The organism is Rhodococcus sp. NS-SX18 (assembly GCF_057367935.1).
In genome coordinates this window covers 3,442,284-3,464,667 of record NZ_CM170633.1, presented here as the reverse complement: position 1 = coordinate 3,464,667, position 22,384 = coordinate 3,442,284, and the positions used below count along the sequence as shown (strand labels likewise).

The window sequence follows — 22,384 nt, the reverse complement described above, 5'->3', positions numbered from 1 at the left end:
GGACCCCGGTGGCAATCACCGACATCACCGAGTTCGCCCATCTCACCGACGCGGACATCGAGGAGCTCGGCCGCGAGTTCGATGCAATCCGTCGCGATATCGAGGACGCGCGAGGACTGCGCGACGCCCGCTACATCCGCAACACCATTCGTCTGCAACGCGTCCTCGAGATCGGCGGCCGTGCGGCGCTGTTCGGCAGCCGCCGACGTCCGCTGTGGCTCCTCGGCACGGGCCTGCTCTCGCTGTCGAAGATCATCGAGAACATGGAGCTCGGGCACAACGTGATGCACGGGCAGTGGGACTGGATGAACGATCCGGAGATCCACTCGACCTCGTGGGAATGGGACCAGACGGGGCCGTCGCAGCACTGGAAGCGTGCCCACAACTACGCGCACCACACCTACACGAACATCGTCGGGATGGACGAAGACGTGGGATTCGGCATCCTGCGGATGACGCGCGACGAGAAGTGGCGGCCGATCAACCTGCTGCAGCCGCTGGCCAACCTGATTCTCGCAGCCACGTTCGAGTGGGGTATCGCACTGCACGACCTCGATGCCGAGAAGAAGGCTGCCGGTGTGCCGGACGGCCAGTGGAACTCCCAGCCCACCAAGGATTTTGCTCGCAAGATTGCGCGCCAGCTGGGCAAGGACCTGGTGCTGTTCCCGGCCATGACCGGTCGCGCGTGGCGCAGCACGATCACCGCGAACCTGACGGCGAATCTGGTGCGGAACCTGTGGGCGTACGTGGTCATCTTCTGCGGCCACTTTCCCGACGGCGCCGAGAAGTTCACCGTGGCGCAGTACGAGAACGAGACGCAGGGGCAGTGGTACCTGCGGCAGCTGCTCGGTAGCGCCAACATCGATGCCGGTCCGGTGATGGCCTTCATGACGGGCAACCTGAGCTACCAGATCGAGCACCACCTGTTCCCGGACCTGCCCAGCAACCGCTACCCGGAGATCGCGGAGCGGGTACGGGCGCTGTGTGCGAAGTACGACCTGCCGTACACCAGCGGTCCGCTCGGTAAGCAGTACCTGCTCGCCCTGCGCACGATCCACAAGCTGGCACTGCCGGACTCCTGGCTGCGGGCGACGTCGGACGATGCCCCGGAGACCTCTTCCGAGCGAAAGTTCCAGCGTCCCGATCTGCCGCGGGCGCGGTCGTTGGGTGAGCGTCGCGAAGGGCTCGCGACTGCGCTGCGGACCTTGCGTGCCACCAAGCGCGCCGCCCGGCGGAAGTGATCTGCCGCACAAGCTACATTCCCGTAACCTACGGACTCGTAACTTACGGTACGGTAGGCGCATGGCCATTTCGGACATCAAGGAGTACGCGCACCTCACCGAGGCAGACGTCGAGGCCCTCGGCCGGGAGCTCGACGCCATCCGACGGGACATCGAGGACTCCCGCGGCGAGCGCGACGCCCGCTACATCCGCAACACGATCCGGCTGCAGCGCGGCCTGGAGCTGAGCGGGCGTGCGGTGCTGTTCGGCAGCCGCCGTCGGCCGCTGTGGCTGCTCGGTGCGGGCTTGCTCGGCCTCTCGAAGATCATCGAGAACATGGAGCTCGGGCACAACGTGATGCACGGGCAGTGGGACTGGATGAACGATCCCGAGGTCCACTCCGTCCACTGGGAGTGGGACAACGCCGACCCGTCGGCGCACTGGAAGCAGACCCACAACTACCTGCACCACAAGTACACCAACATCCTCGGCATGGACGACGACGTGGGATACGGCCTGCTGCGGGTCACGCGCGACCAGCGCTGGCAGCCGTTCAACTACGGCAACATCGTCTACAACGCCCTGCTCGCCCTGCTGTTCCAGTACGGCGTCGCGATCCAGCACCTCGAACTCGGCAAGGTCGCCAAGGGCCGGGACGACCGTGCCGAGACCAAGCGCAAGCTGCGCGAGGTCGGGGACAAGATCGGTCGCCAGATCGCCAAGGACTACGTGGTCTACCCGGCGCTGACGGGTAAGGCATGGAAGTCCACGCTCACCGCTAACATGACGGCCAATGTGATCCGCAATCTGTGGACCAACGCGGTCATCTTCTGCGGACACTTCCCCGACGGCGCCGAGAAGTTCACCAAGGCCGACGTCGATAACGAGACGCAGGCGCAGTGGTACCTGCGCCAGATGCTCGGCAGCGCCAACATCTCCGGCGGCCCGGTCATGGACTTCATGACGGGCAACCTGAGCTACCAGATCGAACACCACCTGTTCCCGGACCTGCCGTCGAACCGGTACGCCGAGATCGCGGTGCGGGTGCGCGAGCTGTGCGACAAGTACGACCTGCCGTACACCACCGGCCCGCTCGCCGTGCAGTACTTCAAGTCCTGGCGCACCATTGCCAAACTGTCGCTGCCGAACAAGTACCTCGCGGACACCCCGGACGCCGCCCCGGAAACCGCGTCCGAGCGCGGCTTCGGCGGCACCGCCGTCGTGGACCCCGCGACCGGGCGGCGACGCGGTCTGGCCACGGCGATCCGCGAGAACCGCCGGGTCCGCGGCGTGCGCCGGCTCCTCGGCATGCGCTGATCCCGAATCCGCACCGAGCGCCCGGCGTCCCTGTGACACCGGGCGCTCGGCGTCCCTGTGACACCGGGCGCCCGGGGGGTCACCAGGTTTCGTTGGCGGCGATCGCGGTCAACAGTGTGCGCACCGCCATCGCGCGGCGCCCGGACTTGCCCTCGAGGGTGTCGAGTGCGCACTCGGGGTCCGCGGGCGGACCCAGGTGGGTGCAGCCACGGGGACAGTCCTCCACCGCGTCGGCGAGATCCGAGAACGCGGCGATCACGTCGTCGGCATCGATGTGGGCGAGTCCGAACGACCTGATCCCCGGCGTGTCGATCACCCACCCGCCGCCCGGCAGCGGGAGCGCCACCGACTGCGTGGAGGTGTGCCGGCCCTTCCCGACTCCCGAGACCTCGCCGGTGGCCCGGTCGGCATCCGGGACGAGCCGGTTGACCAGAGTGGACTTTCCCACGCCGGAATGACCGATCAGCGCGGTCGACCTGCCCGCCAGCATCGCCTTCAGCTCCGACAGGTCCTGCTCACGGCCCGCCAGCACCACAGGTACGTCCAGATCCGCGAACTGCGCCGTGAACTCTCCGGGATCGGCCAGATCGCTCTTCGTCAGGCACAGCACCGGTTCCAGCCCGCCCGCATACGCGGCGACCATGGACCGTTCGACCAGCCCGGTCCGCGGCGGCGGATCGGCCAGTGCGACGACGATCAGCAACTGCTCCGCGTTGGCCACGACGATCCGCTCGAACGGGTCGGTGTCGTCGGCGGTGCGGCGCAACACCGTGGTGCGTTCCTGTACCCGCACGATGCGCGCCAGCGTGTCGGGCCGCCCCGACAGGTCTCCGACCACGCCGACCCGGTCCCCGACGACGACGGGGGTACGCCCGAGCTCCCGGGCCCGCATCGCGACGACCGGCCGCGCGGGATCACCCTCCAGCACGCAGCCCCACCGACCACGGTCGACGGAGACGACCATCGCTTCGACGGCGTCCCGATGGGCCGGCCGGTCCTTCGTGCGCGGCCGCGAGCCCTTGCCCGGACGGATCCGGACGTCGGACTCGTCGTAGGTCCGCCGGCTCAGGAGCGCGCTCCCCTCAGCATCCCGGCCCACAGCTCGGGGAAGCCGGGCAGGGTCTTGGCCGTCGTGCCGATGTCCTCGACCTCGACGCCGTCGACCACGAGCCCCACGATTGCGCCCGCCGTGGCCATCCGGTGGTCCGCATACGAATGCCAGCGTCCGCCGTGCAGCGGCGCGGGCACGATGTGCAGGCCGTCGGCGAGTTCGGTGGCGGAACCACCGAGCTTGCCGAGCTCCGTGGCCAGGGCGGCCAGGCGGTCCGTCTCGTGCCCGCGCAGATGGGCGATGCCCCGCAGGGTGGACGGGGTGGTCGCCAGCGCTGCGAGTGCGGCGACCGTGGGGGCGAGCTCGCCGACGTCGTGCAGATCGACGTCGAGGCCGCGCAGCTGCTCCGGACCTCGCACGGTGAGCGTTCCGTCGGACAGCGCGACATCGGCGCCCATCTGTTCGAGGATGCCGCGGATCGCGTCGCCGGCCTGGGTGGTGCGCTGCGGCCACCGCGGCACCGACACCGTGCCGCCCGTGACGGCCGCGGCCGCCAGGAACGGGGTCGCGTTGGACAGATCGGGCTCGACGACCCGGTCCACGGCGCGGACCGGGCCCGGTGCGACCCGCCAGGTGTCGGGCACGGACGTGTCCACCGTCACTCCGGCCTCACGCAGCATCTCGACGGTCATGTCGATGTGCGGCATGGACGGCACCGTCGCCCCGGCGTGCCGCACCGTGACGCCCTCGTCGAACGCGGCGGCGGACAGCAGCAGACCCGAGACGAACTGCGACGACCCCGACGCGTCGATGGTGACGGTGCCGCCGCGCAGGGAGCCGCGCCCGTGCACGGTGAAGGGCAGGGTGTCGCCGTCGACGTCGGCGCCGAGCGAGCGCAGGGCCTCGAGGACGGTGCCCATCGGGCGGGTACGCGCCTGCTCGTCACCGTCGAAGAAGACGTCGCCGTCGGCCAGCGCCGCGAGGGGCGGCACGAATCGCATCACCGTTCCCGCCAGGCCGCAGTCCACCCGGGCGCCGTGCAGCCGGCCAGGGGTCACGTGCAGCGTGGTGCCGTCGTCCCGCTCGTCGATCGTCGCACCCAGTCCGCGCAGAGCCTCGATCATCAGGTCGGTGTCGCGGCTGCGCAGCGCGCCGGTCACGGTGGACGGGCCGTCCGCGAGGGCAGCGAGGATCAGGGCGCGGTTGGTGATCGACTTGGACCCGGGCAGCACGACGGAACTGTCGACGGGTGACTCGGCTCGGGGTGCACTCCACGGATTCACCCGTCCATCTTCGCCTATCCGGAGCCGGCGGCCACCCGCCACACCCCGCAGCCGGGTGTGGTCCGCGCGGGGCACGGTCGGCACGCCACCTGCCGGGCGGCCCCGCATCAGGCCCCGGCGGTGATCGGCGCAACCACTGCTCCGGTGAGCCGCACCAGGTCCGCCGGGGCGAGTTCGATCTCGAGACCGCGGCGGCCGGCGCTGCACAGGACCCGATCCCACTGGTGCGCGGAAGCGTCGACGGCGGTGCGCAGCCGGCTGCGCTGACCCAGCGGTGAGATGCCCCCGAGGACGTAACCGGTGGCGCGTTCGGCGTCGCTGCGCTCGGCCATGACCGCCTTGCCGCCTCCGAGGGCGGCCGCGGCCGCCTTGAGCGACAGCGTCGCCGGGACCGGGATCACGGCGACCGCGAGCTTGCCGTCGGAGAGCTTGATCACGAGGGTCTTGAAGATCTGGGCGGGAGCCACCCCGAGCCGCTGCCCGAGGATCTCGACGGCCTCGGTACCGAACGAGCCGGCTCGCGGGTCGTGCGGGTACTCGTGGACGCGGTGGGTGACTTTCTCGCGTGTCAGCAGCGTGGTCGCGGGAGTGGAGGTCGAGGCCATGCGCGTCAATGTAGGGAACAAGCACCCACCCTGTCGTGTTGATTCCGGGTGGCCGCCACGATCGGCGTGGCCGGTGACCGAGAGCGAGGAGTACCGCGTGCCTGTGCTGTGCCCGTCCCGGCCGGTAGCCTTCACGGATACGGCAAGTGAAGGGATCGGTGTGGTCGAGGAGTCTGGTACGGAACTGGCCGAACGGTTCGAGCGGGACGCGCTGCCCTTGCTCGATCAGCTCTACGGCGCGGCCCTGCGGATGACCCGCAACCCCGCGGACGCCGAGGATCTGGTTCAGGAGACGTATATCAAGGCGTTCTCCGCCTTCTCCTCGTTCAAGGAGGGGACCAACCTCAAGGCGTGGCTGTACCGCATCCTGACGAACACCTACATCAACTCCTACCGCAAGAAGCAGCGCCAGCCCGCTCAGTACCCCACCGAGGAGATCACCGACTGGCAGCTGGCGGCGACGGCCGAGCACAGCTCCACCGGGCTGCGGTCGGCGGAGGTCGAGGCGCTCGATGCGCTTCCCGACGACGACATCAAGGCCGCGCTGCAGGAGCTGCCCGAGGAGTTCCGGATGGCGGTGTACTACGCCGACGTCGAGGGTTTCCCGTACAAGGAGATCGCGGAGATCATGGGCACCCCCATCGGCACGGTCATGTCACGGCTGCACCGTGGCCGCAAGCAGCTGCGCGGCCTGCTGGCCGATGTCGCGCGGGAACGAGGATTCAACCGGAGCGGGGCCGTCGACGCGGCTGTCGGACCCGGTGTGGACGAGAAGGAGGTCTCGAGGTGAGCGAGTCGGCCGACTTCGATCAGCTCGACTGTTCCGCAGTGATCGCGGACGTCTATCTGCTGCTCGACAGCGAGTGCGACGACCGGTCGCGTGAGCGTCTGCAGCGCCATCTCGACGACTGCGGGTCCTGCCTCGAGGCGTACGGGCTCGAATCCCAGCTCAAGTCCCTGCTCAGTCGCAAGTGCGGCGGCGAGCACGCTCCGGAGGGTCTGCGCGAGCGGCTGCTGGTCGAGATCCGGCGGACCGTCGTCGTGACGCGCACCGACGCCCGGGATTGAACCCCGAGACGCGCGAGGGGGCCGGAAGCAGTGCTTCCGGCCCCCTGTTCGCGCCTCAGGCGTTGGGACGCTTGCCGTGGTTGGCGGCGTTACCCTTGCGGCTGCGCTTCTTGCGGCCTCGCTTACCCATGGTCCGATCTCCTTTCTCGTTCATTACAGTGTTTCACGTGTGGTCCGGTGGCCCTGAAAGCAGGGCCGCCGTCTTCTTCGTGGAATGAGGTGCCCGATGGCCGAAGACGTGCGCGCCGAGATGGTCTCCACCGTGTTCGAGGTGGTGGTGCAGGAAGGGGACGTCGTCGCCGAGGGCGACACACTGGTGATCCTGGAGTCCATGAAGATGGAGATTCCGGTGCTCGCCGAGACGTCGGGCACCGTGACCTCACTGGACGTGGTCGTCGGCGACGTCGTGCAGCAGGGCGACCTCATCGCGGTCATCTCCTGAGCCCGCACGTGCCGCCCGTGTCCACCCTCAGCGCTCTTCTCGCCGAGCACACCGACCTGCCGGGCGGTGCGGTCGACCACCTGCAGCGAGTCGTCGGGGAATGGCAGCTGCTCGCGGACCTGTCCTTCGCGGACGTCCTGTTGTGGGTGAGCGCCGAGCCGGGTGGGGTGGTGTGCGTGGCGCAGTGCCGCCCCACCACCGCATCGACCGTGCTGCCCGAGGACATGGTGGGTTCGGTGGTGTCCGAGCGGGAGCACCCACACGTGTTGCGGGCCCTCGAGACCGGAGTGGTCGTCTCTGCGGACGCGCGGCCGAGCCACGTCGCACCGCTGCGCCGGCAGGCGGTGCCGGTCCGCTGGGACGGACAGGTCATCGCCGTCCTGAGCCGCGACGCGGCCACCGTGGCCAGGCGCACCAAGAGCGCTCTCGAGACCGCGTACCTCGAGTGCGCGGACGCCCTGTTCACGATGATCTGCGAGGGCGCCTTCCCGACCACGGAATCGCGTTCGGACACCAAGTCGAGTCCCCGCGCGGGCGACGGCTTCATCCGCCTCGACCGGTCCGGCCGGGTGGTGTATGCGAGCCCGAATGCCCTGTCCGCCTATCACCGGATGGGCCTGAACTCCGACCTGCTCGGCCAGAACCTGATCGAGACGACACGCGCGCTGGTGACCGATCCGTTCGAGAGCGAGGACGTCGAGAGCTACCTGCGGGGCGCGGTGCGCGGCAAGCTGGGCCGGCCCATGGAGATCGAGGCACGCGGGGCCACCGTGCTGCTGCGTGCGCTGGTGCTCGCGCCCGGCGGCCGGCTCGAGGGTGCTGCGGTGGTCATCCGCGACGTCACCGAGGTCAAGCGGCGCGATCGGGCGCTGCTGAGCAAGGACGCCACGATCCGGGAGATCCATCACCGGGTGAAGAACAACCTGCAGACGGTCGCGGCTCTGCTGCGGCTGCAGGCCCGGCGCACGGGCAACACCGAGGCCCGGCAGGCACTGGCCGAGGCGGTACGCCGGGTGACGTCGATCGCGCTCGTGCACGAGGCGCTGTCGATGTCGGTGGACGAGGAGGTCGATCTCGACGACGTCGTCGACCGGCTGATCCCCATCGTCGTCGACGTCGCGACCGTGGGGAGCCAGGTCCGGGTGCGACGGGAGGGCAGCCTCGGTGTCTTCCCCGCCGAGCGGGCGACACCGCTGGTGATGGTGCTCACCGAACTCGTGCAGAACTCCGTGGAGCATGCCTTCGATCCGGGTGCTGCCGGCACCGTGACGCTGCGGGCCGAGCGGTCGGCCCGCTGGCTCGACGTGGTGGTCCACGACGAGGGCAAGGGACTGCCGGAGGGATTCGACCTCGAGAGCTCGGACCGGTTGGGTCTGCAGATCGTCCGCACGCTCGTCGCCGCCGAACTCGGCGGCACGTTGCGGCTCGAGCGGGGCGCGACGACGGGAACGGATGCGCGGCTGCGGGTTCCGCTGGGCCGGGTGACGCTCGGCTGAGTCACGGTGAGGTGTACGGCGGGGGAGCCGGCCTCCGGAAGCAGGAAGGCCCGGCACCGAAGTGGTGCCGGGCCTTCCCGGAGATCTGTGGCGGTCGGCCGCGTCAGACCGCGGAGCGCGCCCGGGTGCGGGCGTTGCGGCGCTTGAGGGCACGACGCTCGTCCTCGCTCATGCCGCCCCACACACCCGCGTCCTGACCGGACTCGAGGGCCCAGGAGAGGCACTCGGCGGTGACGGGGCAGCGGTTGCACACGAGCTTGGCGTCGGCGATCTGCGCGAGGGCCGGGCCGCTGTTACCGACGGGGAAGAACAGCTCGGGATCCTCGTCGCGGCAGATGGCCTTGTGGCGCCAGTCCATGCTTCTACTCTCCTTCGATAGTGCTCGTCGCACCGGCTGATCGTGGTGGCAAGTTCATGCGTGCGTCGGCAAGTGTTTCCGCGCGGTTACTTGTGAATGCTTTCACGAACCAGCGTGAAGTCAATAGGAATCGACACGACCGTGGGGAAGCTCACGCCGGTTGTGGCCCGTTGCGGGACTCGAACTTCCTTTGTACACCTCGGAAAACGAAAATGTAACCCGAGTCACTCGACGCACGGGATGGGCGCCACGACCTCGAGTACGGCGGGGACCGACACGAACTCCACCTCGGTGCGAAGACCGAGGTAGTCCCCGTCCACCTGCAGACCGATCGGCCGGCTCGACACCGCCTGCACGCGCGTCACGTCGTCGACCCGCACCAGTCGGCGGGAATTCGGATTCCCGTGGCGCGCGAGCAGCTGGCGGACCACCCGCAAGCTTGCGAACACTGCCGTCGTCGTCATCGCGAAGACACCGAGCCCGGTGTCGAACGAGGTGCCCGGGTTGGTGTGCACCGGGCGCTTGTCGAGATAGGTCCACGGGCTCGAGTTGGAGACGAACGCGTAGTACACGCCCGGAATCGGCGGCCGGCCGGGCAGCGTCAACGTCAGCGCGGGCTCGGCACCCTTCGACTTGAAGAACTGCGTGATCGAATGCACGACGTACCGCGCCGTCGTGACCTTCCGCCCGCCCAGCCGGCTCAGGTCGATGGCCTCGCACACCTGTGCGTCGAGTCCGAGCCCCGCATTGAAGACGAACCACCGGCCGTCGCAGTGGCCGAGACCGATCCGGCGGGTCGTGCGCCGGGCCAGCAGATCGAGCAACTGCGCGGTCGCCTTCACCGGATCGGCGTCCACACCCAGCGAGCGGGCGAAAACATTGGCCGATCCGCCGGGGACCACCGCGAGCAGCGGGAGCGTGGGGTCGGCCGCGCGCACCGACGGGGTACCGAGCAGGCCGTTGACGATCTCGTTGACGGTGCCGTCGCCGCCGTGCGCGACGACGACGTCCATTCCGTCGGCGTGCGCCGAGCGGGCCAGTTCGGCGGCGTGCCCCCGATGAGTGGTGTGGGCGACGGTGAGGGAGACCCGGTCGGCGAGTGCGCGGGCCAACCGGTCGCGACCGGCCGGAGTGGTGGTCGTCGCGTTGGGGTTCACGATCAACAGTGCGCGCACGGAGCATCAGCCTAAGTGGTCTCGCACGGGTCCACTACGCTGGCCGGGTGTCCACCGAGTCGCCACGCAGCACCGTTCCGTCCACCGTTCGAGCGGCGGGTGGTCTCGTCGTCCTCGAAGGCGTGATCGCCATCGGTTTCGCTGTGGTCTCCGTGGTCCGGGCGCTGACGGGCGGGCACGACCAGACGGTCGGAAACGGCTACGGCCTCGCGCTGTGGCTGGGAATCCTGTTCGGTGCCGTGCTCGCGGCCGGGATCGCGCTGCTGCGCGGAAAGCGCTGGGGACGGGCCGTGGCGATCGTCGCGCAGCTGCTGTTGCTACCGGTGGTCTGGTCGCTGCTGACCGACTCGCACCAGGTGCTGCTGGGCATTCTGCTGGCGCTGATCGTGGTGCCGGCGCTGGTGCTGCTGTTCGCCCCGCCGACGACGCGGTGGCTGGCCCAGGACTACGCGCCGGACGCCGACGACGCGGTCTGATCTCCGCCGAGCGCGGCGAGTGCCGGCCCGCTGAGACGGAAGGTGGTCCACTCGTCCTGCGGGACCGCGCCGAGCGAACGGTAGAACCCGATCGACGGCGTGTTCCAGTCCAGCACCGACCAGCTCAGGCGACTGTAGCCACGGTCGACGCACTCGCGGGCCAGCGCCGCGAGCAGGGCGCGGCCGTGTCCCTGTCCCCGATGCTCGGGCCGGACGTACAGGTCCTCGAGATAGATGCCGTGCACCCCGTCCCAGGTCGAGAAGTTGCGGAACCACAGCGCCATGCCCACCACCGTTCCGTGCGCGTCCTCGGCCACGTGGGCGAACGCGGCGGCATCGGCCCCGAACAACGCCGTGTGCAGCTGCTCGGGCACGACGGTGCACTCGTGGCGGGCCTTCTCGTACTCGGCCAGTTCGTAGACGAGGGCGGTGAGGGCGTCGACGTCGGCGGGACGGGCGCGGCGGATCACGATCGGGCCTTTCGTGAGGTTCGGCGACCCGCCGAGGGGCGGAAGTCGCGGTCGATTCTCGCGTTCGGGCGAGTTTTCAGCGAGGATCGACCCGTGACAACGGTACTTGCGGTGGCAAATCAGAAGGGTGGCGTCGCGAAGACGACCACCGTCGCGTCTCTGGCGGCCGCCCTGGCCGGGCTGGGGCAACGGGTGCTCGTCGTCGACCTGGACCCACAGGGATGCCTGACGTTCTCGCTCGGGCACAATCCCGACCGGCTCGAACGGTCGGTGCACGACGTGCTGGTGGGGGCGGCAGAGGCCAAGGAGGTCCTGCTCGACACCGACGAGGGGTTCACGTTGCTGCCCGCGACGATCGACCTCGCCGGCGCCGAGGCCCTGCTGCTGATGCGGCCGGGACGCGAGTTCACCCTTCGCCGGGCGCTGGCGCCTCTCCTCGACAGCTTCGACGTCGTCGTGATCGACTGCCCGCCGTCGCTGGGCGTGCTCACGCTCAACGGCCTGACCGCGGCGCAATCCGTGCTCGTGCCCCTGCAGTGCGAGACCCTCGCGCATCGCGGCGTCGGGCAGCTGCTGCGCACCGTCGCCGAGGTCAAGCAGATCACCAACCCGGACCTCGAGCTGCTCGGTGCCCTACCGACCCTCTACGACGCCCGCACGACGCACAGCCGTGACGTGCTCGCCGACGTCGCCGACCGGTACGACATGCCGGTACTCGCGCCGCCGATCCCGCGCACCGTCCGCTTCGCGGAGGCGTCGGCATCCGGGGCCTCGGTGCTGGCCGGCCGGAAGAACAAGGGTGCCGAGGCCTACCGTGAGCTGGCCGAGAACCTGCTCGCCCACTGGCGCGACGGCAAGGAATTGACCACCTTCACGTCGTGACGGGTCGGCCGGGGCTCACCGCAGCACCACGACCTGCGGCCCCCGCTGCTCGAGCACCGCACTCCCGGCGACCGCGACGTTCACGACACCGGTCTCGTCGCGCGCGACCGGAATGCGCTGCCGCTCCGTCCCGGTGGCTGGATCGACCACGGCGAGGGCGTCGCGCACCGGAAGCAGCAGCGCTCCGGCCATGGCACCGCCGGTGCCCGTCGTTCCGGGCACCGTCCACTGCGGTACCAGGTCGTCGCCGCCGAGGGCGACGGTCTGCGTGCCCGACCACCACGTGAGGATCGAACCCTGCACCGTCGCGGGGAACACCGCCTCCGGCGTCGCCGGGGCCGCCAGCGGGTGTCGCGCGGTGACCGTTCCGGCCGCGTCGTACACGGCGAGCACGGGCCCGGACGACGCGGTGGGGGGCAGATACAGCACCGTGCGCTCACCGGCCACCGCGACGACCCGTGTCCCGACGTCGTCCGGGCCCAGTTCCGGTAGCACCGACGAGGCGATCTCCGTCGGCTGCGAATCCGCCTCCGGGGTCGTCTCGAGCAGCGTCAAGCGGTCGGCCTCCTCACCGGGGCAGCGCTCGACGACCGCAAGCCGGCTGTTGCTCGCCGCGGCCGAATTCAGCGTGCATCCGCTCCGGGGCTGCGCCCCCGGCACGACGGGTGCGTCCACGCGTCCGTACTCGAGTGTCCGCACGAGATCGGACCGCCACAGTTCGAGACGGGTCTCGCCCCGGGAGATCACGTGGGTGTCGGCAGCGGTGAGGGTCACCGCGTCGTCGGCGTCGCTCGATCGTTGTGCGCCGCGCATTCCCGAGTCGGGCACGAGCTGGGTGACCTGGCTGCATCCCCGCTGGTCGCGATAGACCGCCACGGCGGTGCGCCAGTCCTCGACCACGCCGCACAACGGCATGTCGCGGTCGTAGCGCCACAGTTCGGCGCCCGAGTCGAGGGCGCGGCCGGTGACGGTGCCACCGTCCCCGGTGACCACGACGGCCCCGACCGCGATCGGACGGGACGTCGCGCCGCTGGGGGCGCGCCACGCTTCCGTCAGGGTCGACGGGACGACGGTCGCGGACGGCGGTGGCTCGGGCGCCGCGTCGGTCGTGACGGACACGGTGCCGCGCGCATCCGAGCGCAGCCAGACGACGCTCGCCGCCGCGACGACCGCGACGGCGAGCACGAGGGCTGCGATCAGATCCGCCCGGGTTCTGCGCTCCGGTGCGATCATCGCGAGCGGCTACTGGGCAGCCGAAGCCGTGACCGTTTCGCTGTTCGCGACGGTGTCGCTGTTCGCGGCGGAACCGCCACGGCGACGGCGACGGCGCCGCCGTGCGGGCGCAGTTCCGCTTCCGGACTCCTCGGCCTGCGCCGATGCGGAACTCCCGCCCGGCGTCTCGGGTCCGGTGCCCGAGTTCTCGGAGCTGCCGGTGTCCGGCCGGCCGCCGCGCGTGCGCCGGCGGACCCGGGTGCGCTTGGGTCGTGCCGCATCCTCGGAGCCCTCCTCGCGGGCGGGCCGCTCGGCCGGCGCCTTGCGGACGGTTCCGGTCGTGCCTTCGGGGATGCCCAGCTCCTCGAACAGGTGCGGCGAGCTCGAGTAGGTCTCGACCGGATCGGGCATGCCCAGGTCGAGAGCCTTGTCGATGAGCTGCCAGCGCGGAATGTCGTCCCAGTCGACGAGGGTGACGGCGATGCCGGTGCGCCCCGCCCGGCCGGTGCGGCCGATGCGGTGGACGTAGGTCTTCTCGTCCTCGGGGCACTGGTAGTTCACGACGTGCGTGACGTCGTCGATGTCGATGCCGCGGGCGGCCACGTCCGTGGCGACCAGCACGTCGATCTTGCCCTTGCGGAACTTGTCGAGCGCCTTCTCCCGGGCGATCTGCCCCAGGTCGCCGTGCACGGCGCCGACGGCGAAGCCGCGCTCGGCGAGTTCGTCGGCGACCTTCTGGGCGGTGCGCTTGGTACGGGTGAAGATCATGGTGGCGCCACGGCCCTCGGCCTGCAGCACGCGCGCCACCAGTTCCGCCTTGTCGAGCGCGTGTGCGCGGTAGACGAGCTGGTTGGTGCGCTCGTGCACCGCGGAGGACTCGGGTTCCTCGGCACGGATGTGCGTCGGGCGGCTCAGGAACGTGCGGGCGAGCGTGATGATCGGGCCGGGCATCGTGGCCGAGAACAGCATCGTCTGGCGGCGGTCGGGCACCATGCCGAGAATGCGCTCGATGTCGGGCAGGAAGCCGAGGTCGAGCATCTCGTCCGCCTCGTCCATCACCAGGACGCCGATCTTGCCGAGGATCAGATGACCCTGGTTGGCGAGGTCCAGCAGCCGGCCCGGGGTGCCGACGACGACGTCGACGCCCTTCTTCAGCACGTCGACCTGCGTTTCGTACGGGCGTCCGCCGTAGACGGACAGGATCTTCAGGGATCCGGTGGAGCCGGGGAGGTACTTGGCGGCGTTCTCCAGGTCCTGCGTGACCTGCAGGCACAGCTCACGCGTCGGCACGATCACCAGCGCGCGGGGCGTGCCGTCGAGGGCGGTGGTGCCGGACTCGGCGGTGGTGAGGCGGTGCAGCAGCGGGACACCGAACCCGAAGGTCTTGCCCATGCCGGTGCGCGCCTGGCCGATCAGGTCGTCGCCGGCGAGAGCAAGGGGGAGCGTCAGCTCCTGGATGGCGAAGGTGCGCTCGATGCCGATCTCGGCGAGAGCGCGGACGATCTCGTCCCGAACGCCCAGTTCGGCGAACGTGGGCGGGGTGTGGGTGGAGTCGAGTTGGGCCGACACCGTGGTTTCGGTGGCGTCGTCTTCGTGGTCGACAGTGATCTTGCTCAGGGGTCTGGCCTTCCTGGTCTCGGCACGCACGCACGAGTGGAGAGGCGACCGGGCCTGCGCCTCAGCGGCCGGTAGGGCTCTGCGAGGCGCGGCAGCGATCTGCGATCGGGTGCGCGCACATCATCGGTGAAGTCCGCGGGGCCGGTGGTCGGCGCCTCGAGGCGCGGCCTTCCGGGACCATTGTACCGGGTGCGAGTACCGTGAGCCGCGCGGTCGCCGGCCGGGGTACTACGCTGTGTCGTCATGGGAGCCGAAACGTCGCCGTCACCGTCCCGTCCACCCGCCGCCCTGGTGCGCGTGCCGGCCGACCATCCCGGCGTCGCCGAGCTGTTCGCGGTGCTCGCCTACGGCGAGATCTCGGCTTTCTACCGCCTGGCCGACGATGCGCGGATGTCGCCGAGCCTGCAGGGGCGGGTGGCGTTCGCCAGCATGGCGGCCGCGGAGATGAGCCACTTCGAGACGCTGCACGCCGCGCTGACCGCGCGCGGTGTCGAAATCTACGCGGCGATGGAGCCCTACCGGCGTGCCCTCGACGCCTACCACGCGTCCACGAACCCGTCGAACTGGCACGAGTCGTTGGTCAAGGCATATGTCGGCGACGGCATCGCCGCCGACTTCTACCGGGAGATCGCCGGCACCCTCGCGCCCGAAGTCGCCGAAGTCGTACGGGAGGTGCTCGCCGAGACCGGACATTCGGAGTTCGTGGTGCACGAGGTCCGCGAGGCGGTACGGCACAGCGCCGCCGACAAGGACCGGCTGATGCTGTGGGGGCGGCGGCTGCTGGGTGAGGCCATCACCCAGGCCCAGTACGTGATGGCGCAGCGGGAGGACCTCACCGATCTGGTGATTGCCGCTACCGGTGATCTCGCCGACATCGCGGCGTTGTTCGACCGGATGCAGCTCGCGCACGCCGACCGGATGGCAGTGCTGGGACTGCACTAATCTGGGCGGGGACAGCTGTAGAGCCCTGAGAGTTCGGAGGTCGACCGTGGAGGTCAAGATCGGTGTTGCGGACAGTCCCCGCGAGCTCACCGTGGTCAGCGAGCAGACGCCCGACGAGGTCGAGTCGCTCGTGACGCAAGCCCTGGCCGGCGACAAGGACGGCGTCCTGACGCTCGTCGACGAGAAGGGTCGCAAGCTCATCGTGCAGGCATCGCGGGTCACCTACGTCGAGATCGGCCCCGCCGACATCCGCAAGGTCGGGTTCGCGGCGAGCTAGAGCGACGGCACAACGACGGAAGGGCCGGGGCGACTGCCCCGGCCCTTCCGTCGTTTGCGGGCGCGACCTCGGTCGGCGCCGTCGATCATCGCCGGCGCAGCTCCGGCTGCAGCGGCACATGTGAGAGACCACCCCAGGCGAGCGCGACCGTGGTGTCGACGGCGTCCTCCTTCGGGATCGGCCGGGCGGCCTCGAGCCAGTAGCGGGCCGTGAACTGGCTGGTGCCGACGAGCCCGACCGCCAGGATGCGCGCCCGGTACGGGTCGAGTCCGGAGTCGTGGCTCACCAGGTCGAACACCGCGTCGACGCACGCCTCGGTGGCCTGCTCCACGCGGTTCGCCACCTGCGGTTCGCCCATCAGGTCCGACTCGAACACGAGCCGGAAACCCTGCGAGTCGTTGTCGACGAAGTCGAAGAACGCCTGCACCGCAGCGCGGACACGCTGCCTGTTGTCGGTGGTCGACCGGAGGGCCTGGCGGACACCGGAGATCAGGCTGTCGACATAGCTCTGCAGCACCGCGCAGTACAGCTCGAGCTTGCCGGGGAAGTGCTGATACAGCACCGGCTTGCTGACCCCGGCACACTCGGCGATCTCGTCCATGCCGGCCGCGTGGTACCCGCGGGTGACGAAGACTTCGCTGGCTGCAGCGAGGAGCTGGACCCGGCGCTCGTCCCGGGGCATCCGGGCGCCGCGTCGAGTGCCGGTGCCGTTGCCCGAGGTGGTGGCGCGGCCGGACGATGTCCGGGCTGCGAGTTCGGTCATGTCGCTCCCAATCCGAGATATTCGTCGAAGTGATGCCTACCACTACGACGTGCAATCGTCTCTGCACGTTACAGGCCGGGGGGCCCCGAGGTGCCGCGCACCCCTACCCACGAGTATCCCAGCCGAAGCGCTATTGTGCGCGGCGTCACAGCGGCGCGGCGGCGTCGTGCGCCGCGCTTCGCGACTCGGCACGCCCGGCGACGGCCGTGTGAGATTCTGGCTCCCGTGACCGAGCGAGCAGGAGCCGACGTGGCGGACACACCGCGCCGCCCGGTGCGCAGGCCGCACCGGACACCCGAGGACCGGCCGTCCGACCGGCGCCGCACCCGCGCCCCTTCCCACCAGCCCCTGCGAGCCCAGTGGGATCCCGTCTCAGGGGAGGACACCCGCCCGCGCGCACCGCGCCCGGATCGCGGGGTGCGCCGGCAGAGCCGGCTCGGGCGATTCGTCGCGACCTACGGGTGGCGGGCCTACGCCGTTCCCGTCCTCGCGATCCTCACGGTGATCGTCGTGGTGGATGCCCTGCGCACCGGCGGCGATCCGCCCGAGGCCGCGGCAACCGGGGACACGGTGGCCGAATCCGGCGCCGTGGTGGGCGTGCCCGCACCGGTCGCCGACGGCACGTTCCCCGCCGATCTGCCGTCCGGTGCGCTCCCGGAAGGGGGGCCGTTCACGGCGGCCGGAACCGGCGCCTGGCGGGTGGTGCCGGGAACCAGCGGTCAGGTCGGCACCGGCCGCGCCTACACCTACACGGTGGAGATCGAGGACGGCGTCGACACCACCGGCTACGGCGGCGACGCGGCATTCGCGCGGATGGTCGACGAGACCCTGGCCAACCCGAAGAGCTGGATCCAGGACCCGGCGTTCGCATTCCGGCGCGTCGATCAGGGCGAACCCGATTTCCGGGTGTCGCTGACCTCCCAGATGACGATCCGGCAGGGCTGCGGGTACGACATCGAACTGGAGGTCTCGTGCTTCAATCCCGGTCTGGGCCGGGTCCTGCTCAACGAGCCCCGCTGGGTGCGCGGTGCCGTCGCTTTCCAGGGTGACATCGGCTCCTACCGGCAGTACCTGATCAACCACGAGATCGGGCATGCCATCGGCTTCGCCGCCCACGAAGGGTGCGGTAGCGACGGAGGCTTGGCACCGATCATGATGCAGCAGTCGTTCGGCACCGCCAACGACGACATCGCCGGGCTCGACCCCGAGGGCGTCGTCCCCCGCGACGGTCTGACGTGCAGGTTCAATCCGTGGCCGTATCCGCGAGCATGAGGATGGACCATCCGCGAGCATGAGGATGGACCATCCGCGAGCATGAGGATGGGCCATCCGGGAGCATGAGGATGGACCATCCGGGAGCATGAGGATGGGCCATCCGGGAGCATGAGGATGGACCATCCGGGAGCATGAGGATGGGCCATCCGTGAGCGTGAGGATGGGACAATCGGGGAACCGCCCGATCGAGCCGGCCGAGGAGCTGTCGTGACGTCACTGCCACCTCTGGTGGAATCTGCTGCACTGCCACCGTTGGTGCAATCTGCTGCACTGCCACCTCTGGTGGAATCTGCTGCACTGCCACCTCTCGTGGAACCTGGTGCGGACCTCACCCGCGAGGAGGTGGCCCGCTACAGCCGGCACCTGATCATTCCCGACGTGGGCGTCACGGGGCAGCGGCGGCTGAAGAACGCGAGGGTGCTGTGCATCGGTGCCGGCGGCCTCGGTTCGCCGGTGCTGCTCTACCTCGCCGCGGCCGGGGTCGGCACTCTCGGAATCGTCGAGTTCGACGACGTCGAATCGTCCAACCTGCAGCGGCAGGTGATCCACGGGGTCGCCGACGTGGGCCGGCCTAAAGGGGAGAGCGCCCGCGACACGATCCGGAGGATCAACGACAACGTGGCGGTGCGGCTGCACCCGGTCCGGCTCGACCGCACCAACGCCGTCGAGCTGTTCGAGCAGTACGACCTGATTCTCGACGGCACCGACAACTTCGCGACCCGCTACCTCGTCAACGATGCGGCGATCCTCGCCGGCAAGCCGTACGTATGGGGGTCGATCTTCCGGTTCGAGGGACAGGTGTCGGTGTTCTGGGAGGCCGCGCCGGGCGGGCGGGGACTGAACTACCGGGACCTGTACCCGGAGGCGCCTCCGCCGGGAATGGTCCCCTCCTGTGCGGAGGGCGGCGTCCTCGGGGTGCTCTGTGCGTCCGTCGGCTCGATCATGGCCACCGAGGCGATCAAGTTGATCACCGGCATCGGCGATTCGCTGCTCGGACGTCTGATGATCTACGACGCGTTGGCGATGAGTTACCGGACGGTGACGTTGCGCCGGGATCCGGGACGGGTGCCGGTGACGGAGTTGGTCGACTACGAGTCCTTCTGCGGTGTGGTGCCGGACGATGCCGATGCCGTCGCCGAGTCGACGATCACCCCGACCGAACTGCACCGGCTGCTCGAGTCGGACCGGGAGATCGAACTGATCGACGTGCGCGAGCCGGTCGAGTGGGACATCGTCCACATCGACGGGGCGCGGCTGATCCCGAAGGACCGCATCCTCTCCGGCGAGGCGCTGGCGGAGCTGCCGCAGCACAAGCCGATCGTTCTGCACTGCAAGACCGGGATCCGCTCGGCCGAAGCGCTCGCCGTGCTGAAGAAGGCCGGCTTCGCGGACGCCACGCACCTGCAGGGCGGCGTGCTCGCGTGGGCGCAGCAGGTGGACCCGTCACTGCCCGTGTACTGAGGGAACACGGCGAGATAACGATGCGGGAATGCTGTCCCGAGGTAACGGAGTGCCTTCCCTGAACGCGGCGGCGCCGACTGTACGGTGTGCCCCGTGAGCCCCCTCGAACCCCCGCAGCACGTGCGCTCGACCTTCGGCCTCCGCGACGTCGAACCGGTCCCGCTCGGGGCGGACTGGGACGGTGGCTGGCGCTGTGGCGACGTCGTGCTCTCGCCGGTCGCCGACCACGCCCGGGCAGCGTGGTCGGCGAAGGTGCGCGAGAACCTCGACGTCGACGGGGTCCGACTGGCGCGGCCCGTCCGCTCCACCGACGGCCGCTACGTCGTCTCCGGCTGGCGCGCCGACACCTACATCGTGGGCACGTCCGAACCGCGGCACGACGAGGTGGTGGCGCTGTCGCTCCGGTTGCACGCCGCCACCGCGCAACTCGAACGACCACGTTTCCTCATGCAGCCACCCGTGGCGCCGTGGGAGGACGTGGACGTGTTCGTCGCCGCCGACCGCGCGGCATGGGAGGCGGTACCGCTGCGCACCGCCCGCGCCGCCGGCGCCCCCGAAACCGTCACCCCCGACGGACGCAAGAGCATCGATCTGATCAACCAGCTCGCGACGTTGCGCAAGCCGGTCCACCTGCCCGATCAGCTCGTGCACGGCGACCTGTTCGGCACCGTGCTCTTCGCCGGTAGCGCCGCACCCGGCCTGACCGACATCACCCCCTACTGGCGGCCCGCGTCCTGGGCGGCCGGCGTGGCCGTCGTCGATGCGCTGTCGTGGGGTGGTGCCGACGACGAGCTCATCGGGCGCTGGGAGGACCTGCCGGAGTGGCCGCAGATGCTGCTGCGCGCGGTGATGTTCCGGCTCGCCGTGCACGCGTTGCATCCGCGTTCGACGGAGGAGGCGTTCCCGGGACTGGCGCACACGTCGGATCTGGTGCGCCTGCTCCTCTGAGCCTTCCTCCCCTAGGCGTCACCGCCGCGCAACTCCCCGAACATCGCGAGGGCGGCGGCCGTGGCGCGGCCCGGGTCTCCTGCGACGACGGCGAGCACCAGTTCGCGGTGCTCGTCGTGGAAGCCCGCGCCGGTCTCTTCGACGCGACGGCGGATCGTCTCCTCGATGACGGGTATCAGCGAGTCGTAGAACTCCAGGTACACGGCGTTGTGGCTGGCCGCGACGATCGCGCGGTGCAGGGCGACGTCGGCGGCGAGGGCGGCAGCCGAACGCGGGTCCGCCCACGCGCGCATCCGCGCGTCGAACAGTTCGGTCAGGTGCGCGGCGTCCGCCTGGGAGCGGCGCTGCGCGGCGAGGGCCGCGGCGGTGACGTCGAGCGCCTGCCGCAGTTCGAGCACGTCCTGTTCGTGGGCGTCGGCGAAGTAGGTGCCGAGTGCGCTGCCCACTTCCGAGGTTGCGACGACGTAGGTACCCGACCCCTGCCGTCGCTCGAGCAGGCCCGAATGCACGAGTGCCTGGACGGCTTCGCGCACGGTGTTGCGACCCGTGCCGGTCAGCTCGGCCAGAGTGGGTTCGGTCGGGATGCGGGAGCCAACTGCCCAGGCGCCGGTGCGGATGTGGTCGCGTAGCTGCTCGGTGACCTGAGCGACGAGACCGGTGCGTCGCACGGTGCGCATGGGGCTCCTTCCTGCATCCGGAAAACGCCTTCGACGATATACATCGGGTCATCCTATGATTTGCCCCGTGGTTGTCACCGGTGCCGGATCCTCGTCAACGTCCCTGCTGCGGGGACGTCTCCTCGTCTTCGTCGCGATCGTGATGTCCGCGCTCACGCTGCGCCTCGCCGTGACCTCGTTCAGTCCCCTCGCCGAACAGATCCGCGCCGAAATCGGCTTCGCACCCGCCGTGGTGGGCGTCTTCGGCATGGTGCCGACCGCGATGTTCGCGGCGTTCGGTCTCCTCACCCCGGCCATCGCACGGCGGGTCGGACTCGAGGCGACGGCCCTGATCGCGATGCTGGCCGCCGGAGTCGGCATGGCAGCCCGCGCGCTGACCCACGAGACGTGGACACTGCTCGCGTTCTCCGCCCTCGCCCTCGCCGGGATGGGCGTCGGCAACGTGGTGATCCCGCCGCTGGTCAAGCGGTACTTCTCCGATCGGCTCGCCGTCGTGAGCACCGTTTACATCGTGGGCGTCCAGATCGGCACCGCACTACCCGCCCTGGCCGCGGTCCCCGTCGCGGAAGCCGCGGGGTGGCGCTGGTCGATCGGTCTGTGGGCGGTGTGGGCGTTCGCCGCGGCGGTTCCGTGGATCGTCGTCCTCCACCGGGCCCGGGGTCCGAAGCCGGTCACCCGCGACGCGGCCCCTTCCGACCCTGCACCCGGCCGGGTGTGGCGCTCGCCCGTTGCGTGGGGGATGGCCGGCATGTTCGGCATGACCTCGCTGATCACCTACTCGATGTTCACCTGGATTCCCGCCGTACTGCTCGACGCCGGAGGCAGCGAAGCACTCGGTGGCGCGATGACCGCGCTGTTCTCCTTCGTCGGTCTGGCGGCCTCGTTCGTCGCCCCCGCCGCATGCGCCCGCATGCGGGATCCGTTCCCGCTGGTCCTCGTGTGCGTGGTGAGCTACGCGGTGGGTTTCACCGGTCTGCTGCTCGCACCGCTCACGGCCACCGCCCTGTGGGTGCTGGCGATCGGCGTCGGGCCGACCACCTTCCCTATGGCACTGACCCTGATCAACCTGCGCACCCGCACCCATGCGGCGTCGGCGGCGCTGTCCGGGTTCACGCAGGGCCTCGGGTACACCGTCGCCTGCGCCGGACCGGTCCTGGTGGGGGTGCTGCGCGAGACCACCGGCGGCTGGACGGTTCCGTTCGCGTTCCTCGGCGGCGCCGCGCTCGTGGTCCTGATCGCCGGCCGCGTGGCCTGCCGGCCCCGGTACGTCGAGGACTCCTGGGGCGGCTCCGGCGCCGACCCGTACCCCGCGCCTACCCGTGGCGACGACCTCACGGAGACCTCCTGCCGCAGGTGAGCATCTCTTGA

Annotated in this window: 25 protein-coding genes; 14 read left to right on the top strand and 11 right to left on the bottom strand. The window is 70.1% G+C overall.

From position 1 onward, the window contains the following. Positions 1 to 8: 8 nt before the first annotated feature. Together AC2IPW_RS16020 and AC2IPW_RS16015 are read left to right on the top strand one after the other, a co-directional pair. On the top strand, positions 9 to 1,241 hold the full coding sequence (locus tag AC2IPW_RS16020) for a fatty acid desaturase family protein (RefSeq protein WP_003939121.1): 1,233 nt from the start codon (positions 9 to 11) through the stop codon (positions 1,239 to 1,241). A gap of 61 nt (positions 1,242 to 1,302) precedes the next feature. Next, positions 1,303 to 2,538, top strand: coding sequence for a fatty acid desaturase family protein (locus AC2IPW_RS16015; protein WP_003939122.1), 1,236 nt, complete (start codon positions 1,303 to 1,305; stop codon positions 2,536 to 2,538). A 79-nt stretch (positions 2,539 to 2,617) separates the two neighbouring features. On the opposite strand, the gene rsgA is transcribed toward AC2IPW_RS16015, so the two are convergent. The 3 genes from rsgA to ybaK form a co-directional block, all read right to left on the bottom strand. Further along, positions 2,618 to 3,637, bottom strand: coding sequence for a ribosome small subunit-dependent GTPase A (gene rsgA / locus AC2IPW_RS16010; protein ID WP_003939123.1), 1,020 nt, complete (start codon positions 3,635 to 3,637; stop codon positions 2,618 to 2,620). Next, positions 3,604 to 4,872: a 3-phosphoshikimate 1-carboxyvinyltransferase gene (aroA, locus tag AC2IPW_RS16005; protein WP_450120716.1), complete on the bottom strand. Its 1,269-nt coding sequence runs from the start codon at positions 4,870 to 4,872 to the stop codon at positions 3,604 to 3,606. Before aroA ends, rsgA begins: the two co-directional genes overlap by 34 nt. 107 nt (positions 4,873 to 4,979) lie before the next feature. Continuing rightward, complete coding sequence (ybaK, locus tag AC2IPW_RS16000; protein WP_450120715.1) at positions 4,980 to 5,477, bottom strand: Cys-tRNA(Pro) deacylase; 498 nt, start codon at positions 5,475 to 5,477, stop codon at positions 4,980 to 4,982. Positions 5,478 to 5,637: 160 nt separating this feature from the next. Between ybaK and AC2IPW_RS15995 the strand changes: the two genes are divergently transcribed. Beyond that, a complete protein-coding gene (locus AC2IPW_RS15995; protein ID WP_054374681.1) occupies positions 5,638 to 6,267 on the top strand; it encodes a sigma-70 family RNA polymerase sigma factor in 630 nt (209 codons plus the stop codon). Continuing rightward, positions 6,264 to 6,545 (top strand): mycothiol system anti-sigma-R factor, encoded by a 282-nt coding sequence (gene rsrA, locus AC2IPW_RS15990; protein ID WP_003939127.1) that lies wholly within the window; start codon positions 6,264 to 6,266, stop codon positions 6,543 to 6,545. The genes AC2IPW_RS15995 and rsrA overlap by 4 nt, the downstream gene beginning before the upstream one ends. Before the next feature lie 55 nt (positions 6,546 to 6,600). Here rsrA and AC2IPW_RS15985 read toward each other — a convergent pair whose 3' ends face one another. Continuing rightward, a complete protein-coding gene (locus AC2IPW_RS15985; RefSeq protein WP_022597109.1) occupies positions 6,601 to 6,675 on the bottom strand; it encodes a 50S ribosomal protein bL37 in 75 nt (24 codons plus the stop codon). 96 nt (positions 6,676 to 6,771) lie between these two features. On the opposite strand from AC2IPW_RS15985, the gene AC2IPW_RS15980 reads away from it, so the two are divergent. Together AC2IPW_RS15980 and AC2IPW_RS15975 are read left to right on the top strand one after the other, a co-directional pair. Continuing rightward, positions 6,772 to 6,987 (top strand): biotin/lipoyl-binding carrier protein, encoded by a 216-nt coding sequence (locus AC2IPW_RS15980; protein ID WP_003939128.1) that lies wholly within the window; start codon positions 6,772 to 6,774, stop codon positions 6,985 to 6,987. A gap of 17 nt (positions 6,988 to 7,004) precedes the next feature. Next, positions 7,005 to 8,483, top strand: coding sequence for a sensor histidine kinase (locus tag AC2IPW_RS15975; RefSeq protein WP_289377663.1), 1,479 nt, complete (start codon positions 7,005 to 7,007; stop codon positions 8,481 to 8,483). Between the two features lie 103 nt (positions 8,484 to 8,586). Here AC2IPW_RS15975 and AC2IPW_RS15970 read toward each other — a convergent pair whose 3' ends face one another. Both AC2IPW_RS15970 and AC2IPW_RS15965 read right to left on the bottom strand, forming a co-directional pair. Then, a complete protein-coding gene (locus AC2IPW_RS15970) occupies positions 8,587 to 8,841 on the bottom strand; it encodes a WhiB family transcriptional regulator (RefSeq protein ID WP_003939130.1) in 255 nt (84 codons plus the stop codon). 224 nt (positions 8,842 to 9,065) lie between these two features. Beyond that, complete coding sequence (locus AC2IPW_RS15965) at positions 9,066 to 10,016, bottom strand: diacylglycerol/lipid kinase family protein (RefSeq protein ID WP_486375185.1); 951 nt, start codon at positions 10,014 to 10,016, stop codon at positions 9,066 to 9,068. 47 nt (positions 10,017 to 10,063) lie between these two features. On the opposite strand from AC2IPW_RS15965, the gene AC2IPW_RS15960 reads away from it, so the two are divergent. After that, positions 10,064 to 10,492 carry a hypothetical protein gene (locus tag AC2IPW_RS15960; protein WP_486375184.1) on the top strand — a complete coding sequence of 143 codons (429 nt, stop codon included), beginning with the start codon at positions 10,064 to 10,066 and terminating at the stop codon, positions 10,490 to 10,492. On the opposite strand, the gene AC2IPW_RS15955 is transcribed toward AC2IPW_RS15960, so the two are convergent. Beyond that, positions 10,462 to 10,962, bottom strand: coding sequence for a GNAT family N-acetyltransferase (locus AC2IPW_RS15955; protein ID WP_486375183.1), 501 nt, complete (start codon positions 10,960 to 10,962; stop codon positions 10,462 to 10,464). The two genes, AC2IPW_RS15960 and AC2IPW_RS15955, sit on opposite strands and share 31 nt — an antisense overlap. Before the next feature lie 93 nt (positions 10,963 to 11,055). On the opposite strand from AC2IPW_RS15955, the gene AC2IPW_RS15950 reads away from it, so the two are divergent. Then, on the top strand, positions 11,056 to 11,844 hold the full coding sequence (locus AC2IPW_RS15950; protein ID WP_003939134.1) for a ParA family protein: 789 nt from the start codon (positions 11,056 to 11,058) through the stop codon (positions 11,842 to 11,844). A 15-nt stretch (positions 11,845 to 11,859) separates the two neighbouring features. Here AC2IPW_RS15950 and AC2IPW_RS15945 read toward each other — a convergent pair whose 3' ends face one another. After that, positions 11,860 to 13,077, bottom strand: coding sequence for an Rv3212 family protein (locus tag AC2IPW_RS15945; protein ID WP_486375182.1), 1,218 nt, complete (start codon positions 13,075 to 13,077; stop codon positions 11,860 to 11,862). Between the two features lie 9 nt (positions 13,078 to 13,086). After that, a complete protein-coding gene (locus tag AC2IPW_RS15940; RefSeq protein ID WP_486375181.1) occupies positions 13,087 to 14,703 on the bottom strand; it encodes a DEAD/DEAH box helicase in 1,617 nt (538 codons plus the stop codon). Between the two features lie 213 nt (positions 14,704 to 14,916). On the opposite strand from AC2IPW_RS15940, the gene AC2IPW_RS15935 reads away from it, so the two are divergent. Both AC2IPW_RS15935 and AC2IPW_RS15930 read left to right on the top strand, forming a co-directional pair. Beyond that, entirely contained in the window at positions 14,917 to 15,615 is a 699-nt protein-coding gene (locus AC2IPW_RS15935; RefSeq protein WP_486375180.1) for a ferritin-like fold-containing protein, read from the top strand. 46 nt (positions 15,616 to 15,661) lie between these two features. Next, a complete protein-coding gene (locus tag AC2IPW_RS15930; RefSeq protein WP_003939138.1) occupies positions 15,662 to 15,892 on the top strand; it encodes a DUF3107 domain-containing protein in 231 nt (76 codons plus the stop codon). 85 nt (positions 15,893 to 15,977) lie between these two features. Here the strand turns inward: AC2IPW_RS15930 and fasR are convergent, their stop codons facing one another. Further along, positions 15,978 to 16,655: an HTH-type transcriptional activator FasR gene (gene fasR / locus AC2IPW_RS15925; protein WP_003939139.1), complete on the bottom strand. Its 678-nt coding sequence runs from the start codon at positions 16,653 to 16,655 to the stop codon at positions 15,978 to 15,980. A gap of 273 nt (positions 16,656 to 16,928) precedes the next feature. On the opposite strand from fasR, the gene AC2IPW_RS15920 reads away from it, so the two are divergent. The 3 genes from AC2IPW_RS15920 to AC2IPW_RS15910 all read left to right on the top strand — a co-directional run bounded on the left by AC2IPW_RS15920 (position 16,929) and on the right by AC2IPW_RS15910 (position 20,339). Beyond that, positions 16,929 to 17,927: a DUF3152 domain-containing protein gene (locus AC2IPW_RS15920; protein WP_486377018.1), complete on the top strand. Its 999-nt coding sequence runs from the start codon at positions 16,929 to 16,931 to the stop codon at positions 17,925 to 17,927. A 282-nt stretch (positions 17,928 to 18,209) separates the two neighbouring features. Further along, complete coding sequence (gene moeZ / locus AC2IPW_RS15915; protein ID WP_486377017.1) at positions 18,210 to 19,391, top strand: adenylyltransferase/sulfurtransferase MoeZ; 1,182 nt, start codon at positions 18,210 to 18,212, stop codon at positions 19,389 to 19,391. Between the two features lie 93 nt (positions 19,392 to 19,484). After that, positions 19,485 to 20,339, top strand: a complete 855-nt coding sequence (locus AC2IPW_RS15910; RefSeq protein WP_003939142.1) for a TIGR02569 family protein — start codon at positions 19,485 to 19,487, stop codon at positions 20,337 to 20,339. An 11-nt stretch (positions 20,340 to 20,350) separates the two neighbouring features. Here the strand turns inward: AC2IPW_RS15910 and AC2IPW_RS15905 are convergent, their stop codons facing one another. Next, entirely contained in the window at positions 20,351 to 21,016 is a 666-nt protein-coding gene (locus AC2IPW_RS15905; RefSeq protein ID WP_416061369.1) for a FadR/GntR family transcriptional regulator, read from the bottom strand. A gap of 55 nt (positions 21,017 to 21,071) precedes the next feature. Between AC2IPW_RS15905 and AC2IPW_RS15900 the strand changes: the two genes are divergently transcribed. Further along, complete coding sequence (locus AC2IPW_RS15900) at positions 21,072 to 22,373, top strand: MFS transporter (RefSeq protein ID WP_416061368.1); 1,302 nt, start codon at positions 21,072 to 21,074, stop codon at positions 22,371 to 22,373. The last annotated feature ends 11 nt before the right edge of the window (positions 22,374 to 22,384 follow it).